Here is a 21,981-nt window from a genome sequence, read left to right as displayed (position 1 = left end):
GACCCGGGCCACCGTCGTGTCCACACCGGGCTGGTCCGCCCGGCCCGGCGTTTCAGGAGTTGGGGCGCTTGCCATGGTTGGCGGCGCTCTTCTTGCGAGCCTTCTTCCTGCGAGCCTTCTTCGCCATGATGACCTCCTCGTGATGACCGCTCCCGCTGCCGTGCGCCCTCGACGCCTCGGCACGCATCGGCCGGCTCCGACCCGCTGATGCTAGTGCCGGCACCGCCGGCACCCGCCCTCCGGGCCCCTCTCCGGGTACGCCGCGCCGGTCGACACGCCGCGAGCGCGCCGGACGGCACGTCGGAGTGGATCACGCCTCCGGCCAGCCGCTCCCACCCACCGCCGCCCGCCGACATGATTGGATACGTCGGCAGGCAGTCGCGAGAGGGAGGGCCGTGAGATGGCCGAGGAGATCCGCGCCGAGATGGTGGCGAACGTCTGGAAGGTCGTCGCGTCGGCCGGCGACACCGTGTCCGAGGGGGACACGCTGGTGATCCTGGAGTCGATGAAGATGGAGATTCCGGTCGTCGCCGAGTCCGACGGCGTCGTGAAGCAGCTCGCGGTCAACGAGGGCGACGTGGTGCAGGACGGCGACCTGATCGCGGTGATCGATTGAGCGTCCTCGTGCGGCCGGCGGGGCCGGCCGAGTTCGCCGCGGTGGCACGGCTGACGGTCGCCGCCTACGAGGCCGACGGGCAGCTCAAGGGCGAGACCGGGTACGCCGTGGTGCTTGCCGACGTGGCCAGCCGGGCGGAGCACGGCGACGTGCTGGTCGCCGTCGACCCGGCCACGGACGCCGTGCTCGGTTCGGTGACCTTCGTGCAGCCCGGCACCCGGTACGCCGAGCAGGCCGGCCCCGGCGAGGCGGAGTTCCGGATGCTCGCCGTGGACCCGGCCGCGCAGGGCCGGGGGGTCGGGGCGGCGCTGGTCGACGCGTGCGTCGCGCGCGCCACCGAGCAGGGCTGCTCCGCGGTGGTGATCTGCGTCCGGGACGGCTACGCGGCCTCGGCGCAGCGGCTCTACCAACGGCGGGGCTTCGTCCGCGTACCGGAGAAGGACTGGTCCCCGCTGGCGGGCGTGGACCTGCTCGCCCTGCGGCTGGACCTCACCGCCTGAGCAACCCGGCCAAACCCGGCGCGGTGGTCAGGCCGGCTCGTCCGGCCGGGAGCCGATGGCCGCGAGCAGTTCGTCGGCGACCTCCATGGCGATGGCCCGGCGCTCGGCGTCGCTGATGCCCGGGGTGCGTACCGCGAACCAGCTGCTGTGCACGGCGAACAGCGCCAGGGCGGCGCGCAGTTGGGCGCCGGGAGAGTCGTCGCCCCGGCAGAGCACGTTGGCCAGCCGGAACATCCGTTCCCGCATCTGCTGGCCGGCGGCGAGGCTCTTCAGCACGGTCTGGTTCTGCTCGAAGAAGCGCATCACCGACGGCTGCTCGCCGCCGAACATGCTGTCGGCGTAGCGGCCGATGACGGTCCGCCGGGTCGCCCGGGTGGCCGGCTGTTCCTCGGCCCAGGCGATGAGCTCGTCCATCCGGTCGAGGCGGTCCTCGACGAAGCTGCTGACGATCTCGTCCTTGCTCTTGAAGTGGTAGTAGAGCGCCGCCTTCGTCACGTTCAACCGCTCGGCGATCTCCCGGAGCGAGGTCTTCTCGTACCCGTGCTCGGTGAAGAGCTCGAGCGCGACGGCCTTGATGCGCTCCCGCGTGCCGCCTGTGCTCTCCCTCACCCTCACCACCCGATTCGCTTGACCGTTGTCCGGTGTCCAACTTACCGTGCGGCTAGTAAGCTGACTAGCCGGGCGGCAAGTAAGTTGTAGACATCTCGGGGGGAGCCTACCCATGGCCCAGGCAGCCCAGGCACCGGCACGACCGAACGTCCGGCTCGTGCTCTTCGGCCTGATGATCGCCATGATGCTGGCGATGCTCGACAACATGATCGTCAGCACGGCCCTGCCGCGGATCGTGGGCGAGTTCGGAGGGTTGGACCACTTCACCTGGGTGGTGACCGCGTACGTCCTCGGCACCACCGTCTCCACCCCGATCTGGGGCAAGCTCGGCGACCTCTACGGCCGTAAGTCGGTCTTCCTGACCGCCGTGGTGATCTTCCTGGTCGGCTCCGCGCTCTGCGGGATGGCCGGCTCCGCGCTGTTCGGCGGGGCCGGCGACGGGATGGCCGAGCTGATCGCGTTCCGTGCCGTCCAGGGCCTCGGCGCCGGCGGCCTGATGGTCGGCGTGATGGCGATCATCGGCGACCTGGTCCCGCCCCGGGAGCGGGGGCGCTACCAGGGCATGATCGCCGGCATCATGGCGATCGCCATGGTGGCCGGCCCGCTCGTCGGCGGCTTCATCACCGACCACCTCTCGTGGCGGTGGGCGTTCTACGTCAACCTGCCGCTCGGTGGCGTCGCGCTGGTGCTGCTGATCGCCACCCTGCACCTGCCCCGGCACCGCACCGAGCACCGGATCGACTGGCTGGGCGCCGCCCTGCTCTCGACGGGCATCACGGCGATCGTCCTGATCACCACGTGGGGCGGCAACGAGTACGACTGGGCGTCCCCGCAGATCCTCGGCCTGGCCGGTTTCGCGCTGGTCGCACTCGCCGCCTTCGGTGTCGTCGAACGGCGGGCGGTCGAGCCGATCCTGCCGCTCAAGCTCTTCGCCAACCGCAACTTCGCGCTGATCTCGGTGGTCGGCTTCCTGCTCGGCTTCGCGATGTTCGGCGCGATGAACTTCCTGCCGCTCTACCAGCAGACCGTGCAGGGTGCCTCGGCCACCAACTCCGGCCTGCTCCTGCTCCCGCTGATGTTCGGGATGCTGGTGGTCTCGCTGCTGGTGGGCCGGGCGATCACGAAGACCGGCCGGTACCGGGCGTTCCCGATCGTCGGCGGCGTGGTGATGACCGCCGGCTTGGTGCTGCTGACCCGCCTCGACGTGCACACCAGCAAGACCGAGTCCTCGCTCTACATGGTGGTGCTCGGTACCGGCATGGGCTTCCTCATGCAGACCTCGATGCTCATCGCCCAGAACAGCGTGGAGCAGCGCGACCTGGGCGCGGCGAGCGGTGCGGCCACGTTCTTCCGCTCGATCGGCGGCTCGTTCGGCATCTCCCTGTTCGGCGCCATCTTCGCCAACCGGCTGGCCGACTCCCCGGCCGGCGACTCCTTCGGTGGGGGCGGCGAGGCCGGCGCGGCGATGGACCTGGAGCGGCTCCGGGACCTGCCCGCGCAGGCCCGCGAGGTGGTCCTCGGTGGTCTCGCCGACGCGATCTCGCACGTCTTCCTGTGGGCGGTGCTCTTCACCGTCGCGGTGCCGGTGCTCGCCTGGTTCATCAAGGAGATCCCGCTGCGCACCGCGAACACCCCGCCCCCGGCCCCGGCCGACGAGGCGGAGACCGCCCTCGCCAAGGCCCCGACCCCCTGACCGCGGCCCGCACCGCGCCCGCGCCCGGCGAGGCGGGCGGTGGGACTCGTCAGGGGCGGCGGAGGAGGGTGGCCAGGTGACGCCAGAGGCGACGTAGCGGGCCGTGACCGGCCGGGCCCGGTGGCGGGCCGCCGGCCAGCGCGTGAGCCAGCACCCGCGCCTCCGGGGCCAGCTCGGGGGTGGCCAGGGCCAGGTGACCCAGCGACGCGGCGATCGACACCGGTCGCGTCCGGGCCACCTGCACGGCGTCGGCCAGCCGCTCCGCCACCACCGCCGCGACGTCGGGGCGTACCGCCGGGTCGACCCAGGCGGCGGTGACCAGGGCGAACAGCGCCGCCTCGGTGGTCCAGTCCTCGACGCCCCAGACCAGGTCCAGCAGCACCTGCCGCCGGGTCGACCCGGCCCACGGTTCGTCGGTGCGGTGGTGCAGCAGCCCCAGGCAGACCCAGACCTGCACGCTGCGGGTCCACAGGGTCGGGTCCTGACCGTCCAGCACCCGGCCCAGCGCGGTCGGCGGGACGGCCGGCGGGTGGACGAGCAGGCCGAGCAGGTCCGCGAGGTCGAGGGTGGCCAGTGCGACGGCGGCGTCGTACGCCGCCGGCGGGTGCGGCCAGGCCGGATGCACGAACTGCCGGAGGTGCGCGGCGGCCTCCGCCGAGGGTGCCGGCAGGACGGGTGTGACCGAGTCGCCGTCGAACCGCCACAGCTGCCGGCCGGTCGGCCGCCGGGCTTCGCGCGGATCCGGGCCGGGTCCGCCGATCAATTCCACGCGCAGGCCGGGCGCGGCCGCGGTGAGCGTACGCAGGGCGCTCGGCGGGGTCGGCGACTCCAGCCCGACGGCGACGCCCAGTCCGCGGTGGTCGTCGGCGAGGACGGCGCGCAGCGCGTCGACCGCCGGCCCGACGGCGGGAGTGACCTGCCCGAGCCACGGGCGGCCGGCGCAGGCCTCGGCGAGGTCGGCGTGCTCGTGGCTGTCGTCCGGGTGTTCCCGGGTGAAGTCGGCCAGCGCGACGAGGTGCGCCACGTCGCCGTCACGCCGGAACCGCAACCGGTGCGCCGTGTGCACCGCGCAGTCGAAGGACGGGTCCCGGGCCAGAGCCCGGTCGATCCAGTCGAGCGCCTCGTCGAGCCGACCGTGGTCGGCGAGGGTGCCGGCGATGTCGGCGTACACGGCCAGGTCGTCCGGATCGTGCGTGACGGCACGTTCGAGCGCGGACAGCGCCTCCCGGATCCGGCCGGCGCTGCGGTACGCGTACCCGAGCCACACCTCGCCGATCTTCGACGGCTCCGCGCGTACGCTCCGGGTGGCCCAGCGGATCGCCAGCGCGACCTCGCCGACCCGCCGGGCCAGCGCGGACGCCGCGCCGAGCAGCAGCGCGTGTTCCGGATGGACGGTGACCGCGTTGCGGGCCAGCACGAGGTACGGGGCCAGGGCCGCCCGGTCGGCCCGGGGCACCGGATCGGGCGTGGCCGCGCAGACCTGCATGAGGATCCGGGCGGTGCGGTCCGGGTCGAGACGCTCGGCCAGGTCGGGCGCGGTCACCCAGGGCACCGCCGCCCAGGGCGTCGCCGGTGCGTGGCCGGTGGCCGCGACGAGCAGGTCCAGCCCCTCGGCGGGACGGCCGGCGGCGGCGAGCAGGTGGGCGCGGGCGACCACGGTCCCGACGAACACATTGTGGTGCAGGGGGAACAGGTCGAGTCCGCCCCCGCCGGCGGCGGCGAGGCGGGCGAGGACCTCGTGCACCTCGGGCAGGGTCGGTGCCTGCGCCAGCGCGCCGGCCACGTGCGTGGCGGCGTGCGCCAGGTCGCCGTCGGCCAGGGCCGACCGGGCCAGGGCCAGTTCCTCCGCCGCGGGCAGGTCCCGCTCGTGCTCGGACACGTCGTCCTCTTCGCTCCAGTGCTGTGCGAGGTCGGGTCAGCGTAGGTGATGTTGAGAAGGCTTAGTGATCGCCTGCGCAATGCTGCTCGTTGCATTGCTTTGATCAGATCAAAGATGCAAGACTGAGCAGGAAACGCGCGGCAACCGCGCACCGGGAGGAGTTTCCGTGACGCGTCCAGGGGCCGGCATGGCCGCCGACATCGACGAGCAGCCGGCGGGGTACGCGCGACTGCTCTCCGCCGAGCACGCCGGTGCGATCGCCCGGGTCGCCGCCGTCATCGCCGACCGCCGGCCGCGGCACGTGGTGTTCACGGCCCGCGGCACCTCCGACCACGCCGCGCTGTACGGCGCGTACCTCACCGAGATCCGGCTCGGCCTTCCCGCCGGGCTCGCCTCGCCCAGCGCCGTCACCGTGTACGGCGCCCGGCCGGACCTGTCCGACGCGCTCGTGGTGGGGGTGAGCCAGAGCGGCGGTTCCCCGGATCTCGCCGAGGTGCTGCGGGCAGCCCGCGCCTCCGGGGCGCTCACCATCGCGGTCACCAACGCCCCCGACTCGCCACTGACCGGCGTCGCGGAGCTGAGCGTGGACATCGCCGCCGGGCACGAACGGGCGGTGGCCGCCACCAAGACCTACACCGCCGAGCTGCTCGCCCTCCTGATGCTCGTCGAGGGGATCCGGGCCGGCGACGGGGTGCTCCCCGCCGACGAGCGGGCGGCCCTCGACGCGCTGCCCGAGCTGGCCACCCGCACCCTCGCCGACGACACCCCCACCCAGCTCGCGCCCCGCTACCGCTTCGCGGGGCAGCTCGTCACGACCGGCCGGGGGTACGCATACCCGACCGCCCGGGAGGCGGCGCTGAAACTGATGGAGACGTCCTACCTGCCGGCGCTCGCCTTCTCCGGCGCGGACCTGCTGCACGGCCCGCTCGCCATGACCGACCCGGACGTGCCGGTGCTCGCGGTGGTCGGCTCGGGCCCCGGCGGCCGGTCGATGGGGGAGGTGCTGCCGCGGCTCGGCGAGCGCCGCGCCGACGTGGTGGTGGTCGGCTCCGCCGACGTCCCGGGCGCGACCCGGATGGCCGTCCCCGAGGTCGACGAGCGGTACGCCCCGCTGCTGGACATCCTGCCGCTGCAACGCCTCGCGCTGGCCCTCGCGCTCGCCCGCGGCGAGGACCCGGACGCGCCCCGGGGGCTCAAGAAGGTCACCGCGACGATGTGAGTGCCGGCGTGGCACGCTGGTCAGCGTGTCCACGCTGCGCGACCTCGCCGAGGAGCACACCCAGCTCCGCCCGGCCGACATCGACCACCTGCACCGGATCGCGGGCGACTGGCAGTTGCTCTCCGACCTCTCCTTCGCCGACCTGCTGCTGTGGGTGCCGGTGGACGGGGACGGGACGTTCCTCTGCGTGGCGCAGGTCCGGCCGACCACCGCGCCGACGGCGTACCAGGACGACCAGGTGGGCCGGATCATCGGCGGGCCGGAGGTGGCCCACCTGGAGGTCGCCTACCGGCAGGGCCGGATCTGGCGGGAGGGCGATCCGGTCTGGTACGGGGACGTGCCCGCCCGGCACGAGGCGGTCCCGGTGCGGCTGCGGACCACCGACGGGGAGCACGGCGAGGTGATCGCCGTGGTCGGGCGGGACACCAACCTGTCGACCGCGCGTACGCCCAGCCAGCTGGAGCTGAACTACCTGACCACCGCCGACGACCTCGCGCAGATGATCGCCGACGGGACCTTCCCGCCGCCCCGGCACCAGGGGGAGACCACGTCGGCGCCCCGGGTCGGCGACGGGCTGGTCCGGCTGGACGCGAGCGGCAAGGTCACGTACGCGAGCCCGAACGCGCAGTCGGCGTACCGGCGTCTGGGCTACGCCTCCCACCTGGTGGGCGAGGATCTCGCCGCGCTGCACCGGCGCCTCGCCGCCGACCCGCTGGAGGGCACCGACGCGGCCAACGGCGTCCTCGCGGCCCTGCGCGGCGAGGCGCCGCCGCGCCGCGAGATCGACGCGCGGGGGGCGACCATGCTGACCCGGGCGCTGCCGCTCATGCCCGCCGGGGTGCCGATCGGCGCGCTGGTGCTGGTCCGCGACGTCACCGAGGTCCGCCGCCGCGACCGTGCGCTGATGACGAAGGACGCCACCATCCGGGAGATCCACCACCGGGTGAAGAACAACCTCCAGACCGTCGCCGCGCTGCTGCGGCTCCAGGCCCGCCGGGTGGCCATGCCGGAGGCCCGGGTCGCGCTGGAGGAGTCGGTACGCCGCGTCGCCTCCATCGCGCTGGTGCACGAGACGCTCTCCCTCTCCAGCGACGAGGCGGTCGAGTTCGACGGCATCGTCGACCGGGTGGCCAGCGCGGCGACCGAGGTGGCCGCCACCGAGTCGACGGTCCGCATGCGCCGGCAGGGCAGCTTCGGCGTGCTTCCCGCCGAGATCGCCACCTCGCTCGTGATGGTCCTCAACGAACTCCTGCTCAACGCCGTCGAGCACGGCTTCCCGGCGGACGAGGCGGCTGCTCCGGCCGGGCTCGACGGCACGGATGCGGCCGGCGGCGGTGGGACGGCCCCGGCCGGGGCGGCCGGACCGGGCGAGCCGGCGCCGGCGGTCGTGCCGTCGGCGTCGGCCACGACGGAGATGCCGGCTCCCGAGGTGGTCGTCTCGGTGCACCGGTTCCGCAAGATGCTGCACGTCTCGGTGGCGGACAACGGGCGCGGCCTGCCCCCGGACTTCGACGCCGAGCGCGGCGGCAACCTGGGCCTCCAGATCGTCCGGGCGCTGGTCACCGGCGAGCTGCGCGGCACGATCGAGCTGCGGAACAGCGCCAGCGGCGGCACCGAGGCGATGCTCGTCGTCCCGCTCTCGCGTGGCGCCTGACCGCCGCCTTCGGCTCCGGCGCCGGACGGCCCGCGACGCGCCGGCCGGTCGTCAGCGGGTGAGGAGGGCGACGGTCAGGCCGGGACGCTGCTCGACCCGCGCGACGGTCCAGCCGGCGCGCAGGGCGTCCCCCTTGGCGCCCGGCACGGCGGCGAGGGGGTCGGCGCGCCGGCCGGCCACCACCAGCCAGACGCGGTCGACGCCGGCCAGGCACTCGGCCGGCCGCGGGCACTCGGCGGCCCACAGGTCGCCCCGGCGCGCCTGGTCCGCCGTGACCAGCACGTCCCGTGGGCCGCGGTCGCCGAGGTGGTACGCCAGGCCGAGGTCGAGGAAGAGCCAGCTCTCCCGGGGCGAGTAGACGATCGCGTCCCCCGGTCGCTGGTCGCCGGCGACGATCCGGGCGGCGCCCGCGTAGTCGACCGGCGCGGAGCGGGGCCACTCGTGGGTGCGGCGCAGCGCCGCCTGGTCGGGCAGGCCCAGCGCCCCGGCCAGCGCCACCACCGCCAGCGCGGGCGGCAACGGCACGGTGGCCAGCGCCGCGCCCGCCAGCAGGCACCCGAACGGCACCACGAAGACCAGGTAGCGGGGAACCCACAGGGGTACGAGCACGCCGGCGGCGAAGACCAGCAGCACCGGCAGGAGCACGGCTGACCCGGGCAGCAGCGCGCGCCGTCCCAGCCGGGCCGCGCCGAGCGCGGCGAGCCCGGCCAACAGGCCTCCGACCACCCCGCTCTGCGCCACGCCACCGGCCAGCCCGGCCAGGTCCTCCGGCCGGGCGGCGTCGACCCAGTCGAGCTGGCGGGCGCGCTGCCCCCGGGCGGCGAGCACCAGCGGGCCCACCAGCACCGCCGCCGGCACCAGGGCAACCAGCCAGGCGCCGACCGTCCGCCAGGCTCCCGTCCGGCCGGGCGCCGGTCCGGCCCGACCGGGTGCGTCCGTCGCCGCCCCGGCGTCGGGGGCGCGGCGGGCGGCGGCGAGCACCACGACCCCGTGCGCCGCGAGCAGCGTGAGGGCGATCAGGTGGGTCAGGCCGAGCGCGGCCACGGCGGCGGCGTACCCGGCCCAGCGGGCGAGGCGGCGCGCCGGCCGGGTGCCGGGCGGAGCGTCGAGGGCGGGGAGGAGCAGCACCGTCGCCAGGACCGCCAGGAGCGTGGCGAGCGCGTACGGGCGGGCCTCCTGCCCGTACCGGGAGGTGCCGGGGAGCACGGCGAGGAGCAGGCCGGCGAGCAGCCCGACCCGCCGGCCGTACAGCCGCGCGCCGAGGACCGCGGTCAGGGCGGCCGCGCCGGTCATCGCGAGCGCCGCCGGCAGGCGCAGCGCCGTCACCGAGTCACCCGCGACGGCCACCCACGCGTGCATGAAGAGGTAGTACGGCCCGGTCGCGGCGTCGATGGTGCCGGTGAGCCGGAGCAGGTCGTCGACCGAGCGGGTGGCTGCGCTCCAGGTGGCCAGCTCGTCCCGCCACAGTTGTGCCCCGTCGAGCCCGGTGAGCGTGACGGCGAGCGTGAGCAGTGCCGGCGGCACCCACACCGGCAGTCGCCGCATCACGGACATTCCGCCCACGCCGCCGAGCCTCGCACAGCGGACCGGCGCCCGGGGCCGGAGCGGTGCACGCCGCAAGATCCTGCTCGATCCCGGGCGTAGGGGCCTCGCCGTGCGGGAAGGCCACTACTTCCTGGAAACATCCCGATCGTCGTCTTCCGCGTTCGTGCGTTCTTCGGCCCGTGATGTGGGATCCCGCACGCACACATTGGCCGGCCCTGTGGCGCTGTGGCAGCATGACGTCATGACCGCCGCTGTCGTCCGCCGCTTCGTGGCCCGTCGCCACGTCGATTACGGCCGCGTGCGCAGCGCGATCTGTCCGGCCCACTGACGACGCCCGACCCATCTGTCTCGGGCGCTGCGCGCCGGCTGTTCCGACACCGTTGTCTCCAGCCCGTAACCCGGGCAGGCCGCCGCGCCCGCGCACCCACGAGCCACACCGACAACGGAGGACGCCGCGATGGCGGTCAGCAGCATCCCGGCCCGGCCCGAGGACCCGACGGCCCGTCCCGCCCGGGCCCCCCGCCGTCCGCGTGGGGAAGGGCAGTGGGCGCTCGGCCACCGTGAGCCGCTCAACGCCAACGAGCGGATCAAGAAGGACGACGACCCGCTGAACGTCCGGGCCCGGATCGAGAACATCTACGCCCACCGTGGCTTCGCCTCGATCGACCCGCAGGACCTGCGCGGCCGGTTCCGCTGGTGGGGCCTCTACACCCAGCGCAAGGCCGGCATCGACGGCGGGCGCACGGCCGTCCTGGAGCCGCACGAGCTCGAGGACGAGTTCTTCATGCTCCGGGTACGGGTCGACAGCGGCCAGCTCAGCCTGGCGCAGCTCCGGGTGATCGCGGACATCTCCCGCGAGTTCGCCCGCGACACCGCCGACATCACCGACCGGCAGAACATCCAGTACCACTGGATCCGCGTCGAGGACATGCCGGAGATCTGGCGCCGGCTGGAGTCGGTGGGCCTCCAGACCACCGAGGCGTGCGGTGACTGCCCCCGCATCGTGCTGGGCAGCCCGGTCGCCGGGGTGGCCCGGGACGAGGTGGTCGACCCGACGCCCGCGATCGACGAGATCGTCCGCCGGTACGTCGGCGACAAGCAGTTCTCCAACCTGCCCCGCAAGTTCAAGTCCTCGATCTCCTGGCTGGTCGACACGCCGTACGAGGCGAACGACATCGCCTTCCTCGGCGTCGAGCACCCCGAGCACGGCCCCGGCTTCGACCTCTGGGTCGGCGGTGGCCTCTCCACCAACCCGATGCTCGCCAAGCGGCTGGGCGTGTGGGTGCCGCTGCACGAGGTGCCGGACGTGTGGGCGGGCGTGGTCGGCATCTTCCGCGACTACGGCTACCGGCGGCTGCGCAACCGGGCACGGCTGAAGTTCCTGGTCGCCGACTGGGGGGTGGAGAAGTTCCGCGAGGTGCTGGAGAAGGAGTACCTGGGCCGGGCCCTGCTGGACGGGCCGGCGGCGGACCTGCCGACGAAGCCGATCGACCACATCGGCGTGCACCCGCAGCGCGACGGGCGCCACTACGTCGGGGCCGCCCCCGTGGTCGGCCGCGTCTCCGGCAACCAGCTCGCCCAGCTCGCCGACGTGGTGGAGGCGCACGGCAGCGACCGGGTGCGGCTCACGCCGTACCAGAAGCTGCTGGTGCTGGACGTGGCGCCGGAGCGCACGGAGTCCCTGGTCGAGGCGCTGCGCGGGATCGGCCTGGAGGCCCGGCCCTCGGCCTGGCGGCGCGGCACCATGGCCTGCACCGGGATCGAGTACTGCAAGCTCGCCATCGTCGAGACCAAGGCGCGTGGCGAGGAGCTGGTGGCCCGGCTGGAGCAGCGGCTGCGCGACTTCGACGCGGACATCTCCATCCACCTCAACGGCTGCCCGAACGCCTGCGCCCGCACCCAGGTCGCCGACATCGGCCTCAAGGGCCAGCTGGTGGTCGGCCCGGACGGCCGCCAGGTGGAGGGCTTCCAGGTGCACCTCGGCGGCGGTCTCGGCATGGCGCAGGGGCAGACCGCCGGCTTCGGCCGCAAGCTGCGCGGCCTGAAGACCACCGCGGAGGAGCTTCCGGAGTACGTGGAACGGCTGGCCCGCCGCTACCTGGCCGGCCGGAACGAGGGCGAGACGTTCGCCAACTGGGTGATCAGGGTCGACGAGGAGGAATTGCGATGAGCGATGCCCGATCTGCGCCGCTCTACTGCCCGTACTGCGGCGAGGAGGACCTGCGGCCGAGCGAGGCCGGGCACGGCGCCTGGGAGTGCCACGCCTGCGCCCGCGTCTTCACCGTGAAGTTCACCGGCCTGCTCGCGAAGGCGGTGACCCGATGAGTCTCGTCTCCGCCGCCGGCCTCGGCCTGGTCGGCGTCGGTGGCCCGACGCCCGCCGACCCCGCCCGGCGGGGGCCCGACGAGCTGCGCGCGCTGGCCGAGGAGGCCGGCCGGGAGCTGGAGGGCGCGCCCGCCCTGGAGATCGCGCGCTGGGCCGCCGAGACCTTCGGCGACCGGTTCTGCGTCACCAGCTCGATGGCCGACGCCGTGCTGGCCCACCTGGTGTCCCGGGTCGCGCCGGGGGTGGACGTGGTCTTCCTCGACACCGGGCTGCACTTCCCGGAGACGCTCAAGGTCCGCGACGAGGTGGCCCGCACCCTGCCGGTCACCGTCCGGTCGATCCGGCCCCGGCTGACCGTCGGCCAGCAGGACGGCGAGTACGGCCCCCGGCTGTTCAACCGGTCCCCGGACGACTGCTGCCAGCTGCGGAAGGTGGAGCCGCTCGAGCGGGCGCTCGCGGGCTACGACGCGTGGGCGGCCGGGCTGCGCCGGGACGAGTCGCCGACCCGGGCGAACACGCCGGTGGTGACCTTCGACGCCCGCCGGGGCAAGGTGAAGGTCAACCCGATCGCCGCGTGGTCGCAGACCGACGTCGACGCGTACATCTCGCGCTGGAACGTGCCGGTCAACGAGCTGTTCAGCCGCGGCTACGGCTCGATCGGCTGCTGGCCCTGCACCCGCCGCACCAAGTCGGGGGAGGACGCGCGCGCCGGCCGCTGGGCGATGTTCGAGAAGACCGAGTGCGGCCTGCACGTCTGACCGGCGCGACCGTCCCCGGCGGCGTCGCCCCGGTTGTCGGCGCCGGCCCGGTGGCCCCGGGTGTCGGGGAGTGCCCGGACCCGGTGGTCCTGGTGGCTCACGGCAGCCGGGACCCGCGGGCCGCGGCGGCCACCTGCGCGCTGGCCCGGGCGGTGTCGGCCGCCCGGCCCGGCCTGCGGGTGCTGCCGAGCTGGCTCGACCACACCCGCCCGGGGCCGACCGAGGTGCTGCGCGAGCTGGGTGCGGCCGGGCACCCCCGCGCGGTCCTGGTGCCGCTGCTGCTCACGGCCGCGTACCACCGGCGGGTGGACATCCCGGCGGCGGTGGCCGCGGCCCGCGAGTCGGTGCCGGGCCTGGCGGTACGGGTGACCGACGTGCTCGGCCCGGCCGCCGCGGACGTCGACCACGCCCTGCTGGCCGGGCTGCGGCGGCGCCTCGCCGAGGCCGAGCCGGGCGGGTACGACGCGCTGGTGCTCGCGGCGGCGGGCACCCGGGACCCCGCCGCCCGCGCCTCCGTGGGGCGGGTCGCGGCGGCCCTCGGCACGGCGCTGGGCGCCCCCACCCGGGTCTCCTACGCCTCCGCCGCCCCGCCGGCCGCCGGTGCCGCCGTGGCGCGCCTCCGGGCCCGTGGCGCGCGGCGCGTGGCGGTCGCGGCGTACTTCCTCGCGCCCGGGCTGTTCCACGACGCGGTGACCGCGTCGGCCCGGGACGCCGGTGCCGTGGCGGTGGCCGCCCCCCTGACGGACGCTCCGGAACTGGTCGACCTGGTCCTGCGCCGGGTGGCCGCGGTGCAGGGACGGGTCCCTTCTTGACGTCTCCGGTGGCGGAAGGGCCCCTGCGCAACGGCAACGGCGACGCCGGCCGCGTGGGCCGGCGTCGCCGGACAGCAGAACGCCCCGGCGGCGGAGCCGACCGGGGCGTGTGCTTCGTTCGTGATCAGGCGGAGTGAGCGCGCAGCACCCGGAGGCCACCGCGACGCTTGACAGCGCGGCGCTCCTCCTCGCTCATCCCGCCCCAGACGCCGGCGTCCTGACCCGACTCGAGCGCCCACTGCAGGCACTGGTCGGTCACGGAGCAGCGCCGGCAGACGGCCTTGGCCTGCTCGACCTGCAGGAGAGCCGGACCGGACGTCCCGATCGGGAAGAACAGCTCCGGGTCCTCGTCGCGGCAGACAGCATGGTGACGCCAGTCCATGGCGGCAACACTCCTCATTCTGGATGGGTGGCAGATAGTGCAGTGGTGCTTTTCCTATATGCGTCCGCAGTGCCGGCCGTGACGGTTCGCGTACGACTATTCGGCAGTGCGTGAGCAGGCTGTTGGCCCCGTGGACCTGCTGGAACAGCTCAACCTGCCGAGCATATCCAGGCAATGTCCCGGTAACTCAAGTTCGCTTGTGAATACTTTCACGAACACTCGCGATGTCAAGGGTGACGCTCAGAAAAACTCCGCGCGGTGAGCAAGCCCACAACCCATTTGTCCAGATTTGCCGGTGATCCAGTTACCCCGAGTACCACAGTCGAGGATCAATATAGTACGGTCCGCGTGACATTGCTGACATTTCCGGCCTGCACCCTCGGTGTGGCGCCCATCGCCCGGGTGCGACAGGTGCGCGTCAACCTAGGGGAGTACCCGAGACCTAGCAGATTACTCTCAGCGCCGCGGGTACGGAGGTGAATCTGACTTTCTCCCGCTCGCCCAGATACTCGCCGTCGAGTTGGAACGCCTGGGGGCGGCGCGCCACCAGCGTGAACTCGGCCACGTCGTGCAGCCGGAGCACCTGCTTGCCGTGCGGGTCGGCCTGCCGTGAGAAGAACTGGCTCACCGTGCGTGTCGTGCTGGCGACCCTGAGCTGACGCAGTGCGAACACGTCCAGGCCCAGGTCGAACGACGCCTCCGGATTCGGGTTCACCTCGCGGTCGCCCAGGTACGTCCACGGTGCCGTGTTCTGGATGATGACGGTCGCCAGCTGCTCCTCGGCGACCTCGCCCGGCCGCTCCAGACAGATGGCGGGATGGCGGCGGTCCGAGGCGAGGAAGTACTGGGCGACGGTCGACCGGAAGTAGAGCGCGGGGGTGGAGACACGCCCCCGCCGGCGGGCCTGCTCGACCCGGTGGATGACGGCCGCGTCGACCCCGAAGCCCGCGCAGAAGGTGAAGTAGCGGTCGTCCGCCCGGCCGAGGCCGATCGTGCGGTGCCGGCCCAGGCGCAGCCCTTCGAGGATCATGCTGGTCCCCTCCGGCCACTCCCTGGGCAGGCCGAGGGCGCGGGCGAAGACGTTCGTGGAGCCGCCCGGCACGGTGGCCAGCGCGGGCAGCCGGTCGGCCGGGGAAGCCCCGGTCGGTACGGTCGGCGGCTGGGCCGCCATCAGGCCGTTGACCACCTCGTTGACGGTGCCGTCGCCGCCCAGGGTGACCACCAGGTCCACGCCCTCCTCGGCCGCCTCGCGGGCCAGGGCCATGGCGTGACCCCGGCGTCGCGTGTACCGCACGGAGAGGTCGACTTCGCTGCGCAGCGCCCGGACCAGCACGTCCCGGCTGCGTTCACTGGTGGTGGTGGCCTTCGGGTTGACCACCAGGACGGCCCGCATGGGCGGCACTGTACCGCGCCGCCCCACAGGTATCGTGACGCCCGTGACCGTCGCCTCCGACCCGACCCCCGGCCCGCTCCGCTGGGCCGTCCTGCTGCTGCGCGGCGAGGCGGTCGCGGTCGGGCTGGTCGCCGTCTGGCTGTTGTGGGCCGATCTCACGGCGCCCACCGTCGACCTGGCGTCGGCGCTGCTGGTGACGGCGTTCGCGGCCGGCGCGGCGGCCGCGCTCTGGGCGTTGGGCGGGGCGCTGGCCCGGCGGCGGGCGGGTGCGCGGGCGCCGGCGATCGTGCTTCAGCTCATGCTGCTGCCGATCGGCTGGTTCATGCTCCAGGGCGGGCTGGGCTGGCTCGGTGTGCCTCTGATGGCGCTGGGCCTCGGCGTGGCCGCCCTGCTGGTGAGCACCCCGACCACCCGGGCCCTCGGCTTCGAGTGACCGGCGGACTCGTCACCAGGTGGAGGCGCGGCGGGTCAGCAGCGAGATCGTGGCCCGACCGCCGGCGGCGGTGGCGGAGGCCGAGGTGGTCAGCGCGGTCAGCACCTTCCAGGCGAAGGACGACTCGGCCGGCAGCTTCGCCCCACGGACGGTCGGCACGGTGACCTCGACGGTGAGCGCGTCGTCGGTGACGGAGAACCGGCAGTCCAGCTCGGCGTCCCGGGTGGCGATCGCGAGCAGCATCGCGCAGGCCTCGTCGACCGCGATGCGCAGGTCCTCGATCTCGTCGAGGGCGAACTGCAACCGCGCCGCGAGCCCGGCGGTGGCGGTGCGGAGCACCCCCAGATAGCCGCCGTCGGCGGGCACCGTCAGGTGCACCACGTCGTCGTCGGTCGTCGGCTGGCCGGTCGTTGGAGTCACGCGTCATCCCCCCGGTCGGGGACTCTACCCGCTCGGTCCACCGCGCGCGGTGGGGGCGAGCAGCGGGCCCGCGGCGGGCCTCCGGGCGCGTCGCCGGTCGGCGGGTACGGGGTTCACCGCGCCTGGTGGTGGCGCGGAAAGCGGACGGCCGGCACGTCCCGGGGACGTGCCGGCCGGAGCGTCGGCGCCGGAGCGCCGGGCGTCACGCCTTCTTGGTCTCCCAGAAGATCTTGGAGATCTCGTCGATCATCTGGAGCAGCTCGTCGGCCTTGGCCGGGTCGGTCGCGCCCTTGGCACCGGCCGCGCCGGCCACCTTGGTGGCCTTGTTGAACAGCTCGTGCAGCTGCGGGTACTTCTCGAAGTGCTCCGGCTTGAAGTAGTCGGTCCAGAGCACCCAGAGGTGGTGCTTGACCAGCTCGGCCCGCTGCTCCTTGATGATGATGGCGCGGGTGCGGTACTCGAAGTCGGTGTTGGCCTGGTACCGCTCGCAGATCGCCTTGATCGACTCGGCCTCGATCCGGGCCTGCGCCGGGTCGTAGACGCCGCACGGCAGGTCGCAGTGGGCGCTGGCGGTCACGCGGGGCGTAAGGATGCGTGGAAGTCGCATCGGGATCCTCCATGGGAAGTTTGCGATGATCCAAGCCGACATTACTCCTGGACGGGGTTACCGAGGTCGGTGGAGGTGAAACCGATGTCCGCCGAAAGCCGGGCCGGCGACTCCCGTCTGCGGTGGCCGCTGTCGGCGGTACTCGTGACCGGTCCGTCGATGGTGCCGACGCTGCGGCACGGCGACGCGGTGCTGGTGCGGCGCGGAGGCGGCCGGGTCAGCCCGGGAGACGTGGTGGTCGCGGTCTTCCGCAGCCGCCCCGACCTGCTGGTCGTCAAGCGCGCGGTCCGTCCCGAGGGGGGCGGCTGGTGGCTGGCCGGCGACAACCCTCTGGTCACCGACGACTCCCGGGCGTACGGGGTGGCGGACGTGCGGGGACGGGTGGTGGCGCGTTACTGGCCGCGGCCCCGTCTCTTCAGCCGACGTCGAGTATGACCCTACTCACATCCCATGGACGCACTCGACACTATGCTCGGCAGGTGTCCGGGTGACCCCCCGCACCTCGCACCGCCGCTCGGCGCCTCACCTCGCGCCCCGACCGGTCGGTCAATCTGCATCGACAGATCCTGGAGTCACCAATGTCATCGTCCACCGTGGACCCCGCTGATCCCGTCTTCCGGCTGCACCGGGGCGGCAAGATGGCCGTCGCCTCGACCGTCCCGCTGACCAGCCGGGAGGACCTCTCCCTCGCGTACACGCCGGGCGTGGCCCGGGTGTGCGAGGCGATCGCCGCCGACGCGCGACTCGCCGACGACTACACCTGGATCGGCCACACCGTCGCCGTCGTCACCGACGGCTCGGCCGTACTCGGTCTGGGCAACATCGGCCCGCGCGCCGCGCTGCCGGTGATGGAGGGGAAGGCCGTGCTGTTCAAGCAGTTCGGCGGGGTGGACGCGGTACCGGTCTGCCTGGACACGCAGGACGTGGACGAGATCGTGGCGGTGGTGCGCGCCCTCGCGCCGTCCTTCGGCGGAATCAACCTGGAGGACATCAGCGCCCCGCGCTGCTTCGAGATCGAGCGGCGCCTGGACGAGGCGCTGGACATCCCGGTCTTCCACGACGACCAGCACGGCACCGCCATCGTCGTGCTCGCCGCGCTGCGCAACGCGGCCACGCTGCTCAACCGCAAGCTCGGTGACCTGCGGGTGGCGGTCAGCGGCGCCGGCGCCGCCGGCGTGGCCGTGACGAAGATGCTCGTCGCCGGCGGGGTCAACCCGGAGCAGGTGGTGGTCTGCGACTCCCGGGGCATCATCGGGCGGCACCGCGACGGGCTCACCGGCACGAAGGCCGAGTTGGCGGAGCTGACCAACGCCGACGGCCGGCAGGGCGACATCACCGAGGCCCTGCGCGGCGCCGACGTGCTGATCGGCGTCTCCGGCGGTCAGATCCCGGAGGCGGCGGTGGCCGGCATGGCGCCCGGCGGCATCGTCTTCGCCCTGGCCAACCCCACGCCCGAGGTCCACCCGGAGGTGGCCGCCCGGCACGTCGCGGTGGTCGCCACGGGCCGCAGCGACTACCCCAACCAGATCAACAACGTGCTCGCCTTCCCCGGCGTGTTCCGGGGGGCGCTGGACGCGCGGGCGACCCGGATCACCGACGGCATGAAGGTCGCCGCCGCCGACGCGATCGCCGGGGTGGTCGCCGAGTCGTTGACGGCGGAGGCGATCGTTCCGTCCCCGCTCGACCCGCGGGTCGCGCCCGCGGTCGCCGAGGCGGTGGCCGAGGCCGCCCGCCGCGACGGTGTGACGCGCTAGCGAGAGAGGCAAGGGCCCCTTCCTATCGCGTTTCGCACAGGAAGGGGCCCTTCATGTCGCCCGCTCAGCTTGTTAACGTGCCGATCATGCGTGCCGCCTTCGCCTCCCGCTTCGACGACGCCAACCCACTCGCCGCGCTCACCGTCGGCGACCGGCCCGAGCCGGCGCACCCGGACGACGACTGGGTGACCATTCGGGTCACCGCCAGCTCGCTCAACCACCACGACCTGTGGTCCCTGCGCGGCGTCGGGCTGCGTGCGGAGCAGCTGCCGATGATCCTCGGCTGCGACGCCGCCGGGGTGGACCCGGACGGCACCGAGGTCGTCGTCTACCCGGTGATCCCCACCCCGGGCGACCCGCGCGGCATCTCGATCCTCTCCGAGCACTTCCCGGGCACCCTGGCGGAGCGGGTCGCCGTACCCCGGTCGAACCTGCTGCCGCTGCCGGCCGGGCTGGCGGCGACGGACGCGGCCTGCCTGCCGACGGCCTGGCTGACCGCGTGGCGGATGCTCACCACCAAGGGCCGGGTGGACGAGGCCGACGCCGTGCTGGTGCAGGGCGCCGGCGGGGGCGTGGCCACGGCGGCCGTCGCGCTCGCCGCGGCGATGGGCAAGCGGGTGTACGCGACCAGCCGCGACGCCGCCAAGCGGGAGCGCATCGCGGCGCTCGGTGCGACCGCCGTCGAGCCGGGCGCCCGGCTGCCGGAGCGGGTCGACGTGGTGATCGAGACGGTCGGCGCGGCCACCTTCGACCACTCGCTGAAGTTCGCCGCGCCGATGGCCCGGATCGTCGTCTCCGGCGCCACCGCCGGGTACGAGCCGAAGGTGAACCTGCGGCGCGTGTTCGCCATGCAGCTGGAGATCCTCGGCACCTCGATGGGCACCTCGGACGAGCTCACCGCCCTGCTGGCCTTCTGCGCCGAGCACGGTGTGCGTCCGGTCGTGGACAGCGTCGTGCCGTTCTCGAAGGTCGAGGAGGCGTTCGCCCGCCTGCACTCCGGCGACGTCTTCGGCAAGGTGGTCGTCGACCACACCGCCTGAGGCGTTACAGGCGGTTGTCGAGGGTGGCGATGTCGCCGCGGGCGGCGTTGTCGGGGATGCGGCCCTTGGCGGCCGCGTCGCCGTAGAGCGTCCAGCGCAGGAACTCCACCGTCGTGTCGGAGACCACCCGCAGCGAGGCGCCGTCGCTGAGCAGGGCGCGGCCGTGGTCGCCCTTGGGGAGGCTGAGCAGCGCCTTCGGCCAGGGCACCTTGTCGTACACCGCCTTGCCGGCGGCGTACTCGACCACCTCGTCGGCCTCGCCGTGCACGAACAGTTGCGGGGCGGCGGCACCGGCGAAAGCGGTGCCCACGCCAAGGGCGGTGCCCGCGAAGACCACCCCGGCGTCGAGTCGTTCGTCCCGGCCCGTGGTGAACAGCCCGATCGTGGTCACCCCGCCCGCCGAGTGCCCGGCCGCCGCCACCCGCTCGGTGGCGAGCCGGCCGCGCAGCGGGTCGCCTGCCGTGGCGTCCAGGCGGAGGACGGCGTCGAGGACGTACGACACGTCGGCGGGCTGGTTGAGGACGTCGAGCACGTTGCCGTCGCCGCCCCGCGCGGTGTGCGGGAACGTCGGGGCGGCCACCACGAACCCGGCCGCCGCCCAGCGGGTCAGCAGCAGCGTGTAGTCCGCGGGCCGCCCGCCCAGGCCGTGGCTGAACATGACCACCGGGAACTTCCCGTCGGCCGCGTCCGGCGACCGCCGTGGGGCGCCGCCGGCCTCCCCGGCCGCCGGGTACCAGACGGTCACCGGCAGCTTCCGGCTCCCGTCGCGGGTCAGGTCGAGCTGGCGTACGCCCACCGCGAAGCTGCGCTCGGGCGCGCTGCCGGCCAGCGCCGGTGCGCCGGTGGTCGGCGCTGCGGCCGGGGCGCTGGTCGTGGGGGGCTTCGCCGGGGCGGCGGTGCGCTCGGTCGAGCAGCCCGCCACACCGGCCGCGACGAGGGCACCGGCGAGCAGGGCAGGGGTCAGGCGACGCGACATGGCTCCGATTGTGCCTCGCCCGCCAAACCCATCCGCTGGAGATCGACGGGCTGTGCCGGTGCCACGCGCGGCGGGTGATCAGATGATGCTCGTCCGGTCGACACGCCGGTCGGAGTCGCCCGAGCGTCATCCGAACCGCGGTGTGCTCAGGCGGTGCTCGAACGTCGTCACGCCGGGGGAGAGGGCGGCCCCGGTCAGCCGGCGGCGGGCGGCCGGGTCGCCGTAGAGGGTCCAGCGGAGGAACTCGGTCGTGGTGTCCAGCACCTGGTCGAAGCCCCGCCGGCCCGGCCCGAGGTACTCGCCGTGGCCCTGCCCGAGCAGGCTCAGGAACGCCGCCGGGCCGGAGGCACGGTCGTAGGCGGCACGGCCGACCGCCAGCGGGACGATCCGGTCGGCCGTGCCGTGCACGAAGAGCAGCGGCGCGACGGGATCGGCGAGACCGCCGGCCATCCCGCCACCGGCGATCACGATGCCGGCCCGCAACCGCGCGGAGTGCCCCGAGGCGAACATGCCGGCCGTGGTGAAGCCGCCGGCGGAGTGGCCGGCGGCGGCGAACCGCGCCACGTCCAGGTGCCCGGCGAGGGGGTCACCGCGCCGGGTGTCCAGGCGGACGAGGTGCCGGATCACCCGCCACGCGTCGGCCGGCTGGTGCCGGACGTCCGCGCGGCTGAACCGGGGCGCGCCGCGCCGGGTGTGCGGGTACGTCGGGGCGGCCACCACGAAGCCGGCGGCCGCCCAGCGGGTGGTCAGCTCGGCGTGCAGCCCCGGCAGGCTGTGCAGCCCGTGGCTGTAGACGACGACGGAGAACCGCCCGTCGGCCACGCCGACGCCCTCGGCCGGGTACCAGAGGGTCACCGGCAGGGGCCGCGCCGAGCCCGGGTCGACGGTGAACGTACGCACGCCGACGGCGTACGGGCCCTCGGGCGCCGGGCGTGCCGGCGACGGCCCCCCGGTGGCGGCGGTGGCCGGCGCGCAACCGGCCAGGACCAGCGCCGCCAGCAGGGCGGCGGCCAGCCGTTTCACCCCCACGGATCCACGGTAGGTGTGCAGGTGCCCCGGTCGGTCCCGCCAACCGGTCCAGGTCGGCACACCACCCGGCCGGAACACCTCCACCGCCCGGCTCGACGTGTGGGATCCACGCGGGCCTCGGAGCGTGTACGTCGAAGGCCTTCGCTATGGTCGGCCGCATGCCTGACAACTATTCCGACCCGGCCGGCAACACCGCGGCGTTCCGCACCTTCGCGAACACGCCTGAGCCGGAGGCGCCGGCCGTCGGCGGGCGGGCGCCGCTGCTCGTCGGTGCCGCGGTGGCCGCCGTGGTGCTGATCGTCCTGGCCGCCTGGCTGGCCCTCGGCTGAGCCGGTCG

The 21,981-nt window shown here is 74.2% G+C and carries 24 protein-coding genes; 14 read left to right on the top strand and 10 right to left on the bottom strand.

Annotation, left to right across the window (positions count from 1 at the left end):
- Positions 1-52: 52 nt before the first annotated feature.
- Positions 53-127 carry a 50S ribosomal protein bL37 gene (locus ACTMS0_RS25325; protein ID WP_441157826.1) on the bottom strand — a complete coding sequence of 25 codons (75 nt, stop codon included), beginning with the start codon at positions 125-127 and terminating at the stop codon, positions 53-55.
- Positions 128-400: 273 nt separating this feature from the next.
- Here ACTMS0_RS25325 and ACTMS0_RS25320 point away from each other — a divergent pair, with 273 nt between their 5' ends.
- Together ACTMS0_RS25320 and ACTMS0_RS25315 are read left to right on the top strand one after the other, a co-directional pair.
- Entirely contained in the window at positions 401-616 is a 216-nt protein-coding gene (locus ACTMS0_RS25320; RefSeq protein WP_088973021.1) for a biotin/lipoyl-binding carrier protein, read from the top strand.
- Complete coding sequence (locus ACTMS0_RS25315) at positions 613-1,116, top strand: GNAT family N-acetyltransferase (protein ID WP_441157755.1); 504 nt, start codon at positions 613-615, stop codon at positions 1,114-1,116. The genes ACTMS0_RS25320 and ACTMS0_RS25315 overlap by 4 nt, the downstream gene beginning before the upstream one ends.
- 27 nt (positions 1,117-1,143) lie before the next feature.
- Here the strand turns inward: ACTMS0_RS25315 and ACTMS0_RS25310 are convergent, their stop codons facing one another.
- The gene (locus ACTMS0_RS25310) at positions 1,144-1,731 is read right to left on the bottom strand and encodes a TetR/AcrR family transcriptional regulator (protein ID WP_441157754.1); all 588 of its coding nucleotides are present in this window, start codon (positions 1,729-1,731) and stop codon (positions 1,144-1,146) included.
- Between the two features lie 106 nt (positions 1,732-1,837).
- On the opposite strand from ACTMS0_RS25310, the gene ACTMS0_RS25305 reads away from it, so the two are divergent.
- Positions 1,838-3,418, top strand: coding sequence for an MDR family MFS transporter (locus tag ACTMS0_RS25305; RefSeq protein WP_441157753.1), 1,581 nt, complete (start codon positions 1,838-1,840; stop codon positions 3,416-3,418).
- Positions 3,419-3,467: 49 nt separating this feature from the next.
- Here ACTMS0_RS25305 and ACTMS0_RS25300 read toward each other — a convergent pair whose 3' ends face one another.
- On the bottom strand, positions 3,468-5,297 hold the full coding sequence (locus ACTMS0_RS25300; RefSeq protein ID WP_441157752.1) for a tetratricopeptide repeat protein: 1,830 nt from the start codon (positions 5,295-5,297) through the stop codon (positions 3,468-3,470).
- A gap of 187 nt (positions 5,298-5,484) precedes the next feature.
- Here ACTMS0_RS25300 and ACTMS0_RS25295 point away from each other — a divergent pair, with 187 nt between their 5' ends.
- Both ACTMS0_RS25295 and ACTMS0_RS25290 read left to right on the top strand, forming a co-directional pair.
- Complete coding sequence (locus ACTMS0_RS25295) at positions 5,485-6,516, top strand: SIS domain-containing protein (RefSeq protein WP_441157825.1); 1,032 nt, start codon at positions 5,485-5,487, stop codon at positions 6,514-6,516.
- Between the two features lie 25 nt (positions 6,517-6,541).
- Positions 6,542-8,170: a histidine kinase N-terminal domain-containing protein gene (locus ACTMS0_RS25290; RefSeq protein ID WP_441157751.1), complete on the top strand. Its 1,629-nt coding sequence runs from the start codon at positions 6,542-6,544 to the stop codon at positions 8,168-8,170.
- Positions 8,171-8,221: 51 nt separating this feature from the next.
- Here the strand turns inward: ACTMS0_RS25290 and ACTMS0_RS25285 are convergent, their stop codons facing one another.
- On the bottom strand, positions 8,222-9,724 hold the full coding sequence (locus tag ACTMS0_RS25285) for a glycosyltransferase family 39 protein (RefSeq protein ID WP_441157824.1): 1,503 nt from the start codon (positions 9,722-9,724) through the stop codon (positions 8,222-8,224).
- Between the two features lie 448 nt (positions 9,725-10,172).
- Between ACTMS0_RS25285 and ACTMS0_RS25280 the strand changes: the two genes are divergently transcribed.
- From ACTMS0_RS25280 to ACTMS0_RS25265, 4 genes are read left to right on the top strand one after another with little or no spacing between them, the layout of a single operon-like run.
- Positions 10,173-11,885 (top strand): nitrite/sulfite reductase, encoded by a 1,713-nt coding sequence (locus ACTMS0_RS25280; protein ID WP_441157750.1) that lies wholly within the window; start codon positions 10,173-10,175, stop codon positions 11,883-11,885.
- Positions 11,882-12,040 (top strand): hypothetical protein, encoded by a 159-nt coding sequence (locus tag ACTMS0_RS25275; RefSeq protein WP_441157749.1) that lies wholly within the window; start codon positions 11,882-11,884, stop codon positions 12,038-12,040. Before ACTMS0_RS25280 ends, ACTMS0_RS25275 begins: the two co-directional genes overlap by 4 nt.
- Positions 12,037-12,798, top strand: coding sequence for a phosphoadenylyl-sulfate reductase (locus ACTMS0_RS25270; RefSeq protein ID WP_441157748.1), 762 nt, complete (start codon positions 12,037-12,039; stop codon positions 12,796-12,798). Before ACTMS0_RS25275 ends, ACTMS0_RS25270 begins: the two co-directional genes overlap by 4 nt.
- Positions 12,799-12,848: 50 nt before the next feature.
- Positions 12,849-13,610, top strand: coding sequence for a sirohydrochlorin chelatase (locus tag ACTMS0_RS25265; protein ID WP_441157823.1), 762 nt, complete (start codon positions 12,849-12,851; stop codon positions 13,608-13,610).
- A 124-nt stretch (positions 13,611-13,734) separates the two neighbouring features.
- On the opposite strand, the gene ACTMS0_RS25260 is transcribed toward ACTMS0_RS25265, so the two are convergent.
- Both ACTMS0_RS25260 and ACTMS0_RS25255 read right to left on the bottom strand, forming a co-directional pair.
- A complete protein-coding gene (locus tag ACTMS0_RS25260; RefSeq protein ID WP_007072794.1) occupies positions 13,735-13,992 on the bottom strand; it encodes a WhiB family transcriptional regulator in 258 nt (85 codons plus the stop codon).
- Between the two features lie 442 nt (positions 13,993-14,434).
- Positions 14,435-15,385 (bottom strand): diacylglycerol/lipid kinase family protein, encoded by a 951-nt coding sequence (locus ACTMS0_RS25255; protein ID WP_441157747.1) that lies wholly within the window; start codon positions 15,383-15,385, stop codon positions 14,435-14,437.
- Between the two features lie 43 nt (positions 15,386-15,428).
- Here ACTMS0_RS25255 and ACTMS0_RS25250 point away from each other — a divergent pair, with 43 nt between their 5' ends.
- Complete coding sequence (locus tag ACTMS0_RS25250; protein WP_441157746.1) at positions 15,429-15,818, top strand: hypothetical protein; 390 nt, start codon at positions 15,429-15,431, stop codon at positions 15,816-15,818.
- Between the two features lie 12 nt (positions 15,819-15,830).
- Here the strand turns inward: ACTMS0_RS25250 and ACTMS0_RS25245 are convergent, their stop codons facing one another.
- Both ACTMS0_RS25245 and sodN read right to left on the bottom strand, forming a co-directional pair.
- Positions 15,831-16,238, bottom strand: a complete 408-nt coding sequence (locus tag ACTMS0_RS25245) for an ATP-binding protein (protein WP_441157745.1) — start codon at positions 16,236-16,238, stop codon at positions 15,831-15,833.
- A gap of 202 nt (positions 16,239-16,440) precedes the next feature.
- A complete protein-coding gene (gene sodN, locus ACTMS0_RS25240; RefSeq protein ID WP_441157744.1) occupies positions 16,441-16,845 on the bottom strand; it encodes a superoxide dismutase, Ni in 405 nt (134 codons plus the stop codon).
- Positions 16,846-16,929: 84 nt separating this feature from the next.
- On the opposite strand from sodN, the gene ACTMS0_RS25235 reads away from it, so the two are divergent.
- From ACTMS0_RS25235 to ACTMS0_RS25225, 3 genes are all read left to right on the top strand, one after another.
- Complete coding sequence (locus ACTMS0_RS25235; RefSeq protein WP_441157743.1) at positions 16,930-17,280, top strand: S24/S26 family peptidase; 351 nt, start codon at positions 16,930-16,932, stop codon at positions 17,278-17,280.
- 143 nt (positions 17,281-17,423) lie between these two features.
- Positions 17,424-18,599, top strand: coding sequence for an NAD(P)-dependent malic enzyme (locus tag ACTMS0_RS25230; RefSeq protein WP_441157742.1), 1,176 nt, complete (start codon positions 17,424-17,426; stop codon positions 18,597-18,599).
- 77 nt (positions 18,600-18,676) lie between these two features.
- Positions 18,677-19,639: a zinc-binding dehydrogenase gene (locus tag ACTMS0_RS25225; protein ID WP_441157741.1), complete on the top strand. Its 963-nt coding sequence runs from the start codon at positions 18,677-18,679 to the stop codon at positions 19,637-19,639.
- A gap of 4 nt (positions 19,640-19,643) precedes the next feature.
- Here the strand turns inward: ACTMS0_RS25225 and ACTMS0_RS25220 are convergent, their stop codons facing one another.
- Both ACTMS0_RS25220 and ACTMS0_RS25215 read right to left on the bottom strand, forming a co-directional pair.
- Positions 19,644-20,615, bottom strand: a complete 972-nt coding sequence (locus ACTMS0_RS25220; RefSeq protein WP_441157740.1) for an alpha/beta hydrolase family protein — start codon at positions 20,613-20,615, stop codon at positions 19,644-19,646.
- 126 nt (positions 20,616-20,741) lie between these two features.
- Positions 20,742-21,644 (bottom strand): alpha/beta hydrolase family protein, encoded by a 903-nt coding sequence (locus ACTMS0_RS25215; RefSeq protein ID WP_441157739.1) that lies wholly within the window; start codon positions 21,642-21,644, stop codon positions 20,742-20,744.
- A 158-nt stretch (positions 21,645-21,802) separates the two neighbouring features.
- Between ACTMS0_RS25215 and ACTMS0_RS25210 the strand changes: the two genes are divergently transcribed.
- Complete coding sequence (locus tag ACTMS0_RS25210) at positions 21,803-21,973, top strand: hypothetical protein (RefSeq protein ID WP_441157738.1); 171 nt, start codon at positions 21,803-21,805, stop codon at positions 21,971-21,973.
- Positions 21,974-21,981 lie beyond the last annotated feature (8 nt).

It is taken from the genome of Micromonospora sp. H33, assembly GCF_052068455.1.
GTDB lineage: Bacteria > Actinomycetota > Actinomycetes > Mycobacteriales > Micromonosporaceae > Micromonospora.
Note: the sequence above shows the minus strand (reverse complement) of the source record. Positions and strands in the feature narration are given on the sequence as shown.

Coding starts and splice junctions, on each gene's coding strand:
- ACTMS0_RS25305 (WP_441157753.1), top strand. CDS start 1,838: ATGGCCCAGGCAGCCCAGGCACCGGCACGACCGAACGTCCGGCTCGTG.
- ACTMS0_RS25270 (WP_441157748.1), top strand. CDS start 12,037: ATGAGTCTCGTCTCCGCCGCCGGCCTCGGCCTGGTCGGCGTCGGTGGC.
- ACTMS0_RS25280 (WP_441157750.1), top strand. CDS start 10,173: ATGGCGGTCAGCAGCATCCCGGCCCGGCCCGAGGACCCGACGGCCCGT.
- ACTMS0_RS25210 (WP_441157738.1), top strand. CDS start 21,803: ATGCCTGACAACTATTCCGACCCGGCCGGCAACACCGCGGCGTTCCGC.
- ACTMS0_RS25255 (WP_441157747.1), bottom strand. CDS start 15,385: ATGCGGGCCGTCCTGGTGGTCAACCCGAAGGCCACCACCACCAGTGAA.
- ACTMS0_RS25230 (WP_441157742.1), top strand. CDS start 17,424: ATGTCATCGTCCACCGTGGACCCCGCTGATCCCGTCTTCCGGCTGCAC.
- ACTMS0_RS25275 (WP_441157749.1), top strand. CDS start 11,882: ATGAGCGATGCCCGATCTGCGCCGCTCTACTGCCCGTACTGCGGCGAG.
- ACTMS0_RS25235 (WP_441157743.1), top strand. CDS start 16,930: ATGTCCGCCGAAAGCCGGGCCGGCGACTCCCGTCTGCGGTGGCCGCTG.
- sodN (WP_441157744.1), bottom strand. CDS start 16,845: ATGCGACTTCCACGCATCCTTACGCCCCGCGTGACCGCCAGCGCCCAC.
- ACTMS0_RS25260 (WP_007072794.1), bottom strand. CDS start 13,992: ATGGACTGGCGTCACCATGCTGTCTGCCGCGACGAGGACCCGGAGCTG.
- ACTMS0_RS25285 (WP_441157824.1), bottom strand. CDS start 9,724: ATGTCCGTGATGCGGCGACTGCCGGTGTGGGTGCCGCCGGCACTGCTC.
- ACTMS0_RS25320 (WP_088973021.1), top strand. CDS start 401: ATGGCCGAGGAGATCCGCGCCGAGATGGTGGCGAACGTCTGGAAGGTC.
- ACTMS0_RS25220 (WP_441157740.1), bottom strand. CDS start 20,615: ATGTCGCGTCGCCTGACCCCTGCCCTGCTCGCCGGTGCCCTCGTCGCG.
- ACTMS0_RS25295 (WP_441157825.1), top strand. CDS start 5,485: ATGGCCGCCGACATCGACGAGCAGCCGGCGGGGTACGCGCGACTGCTC.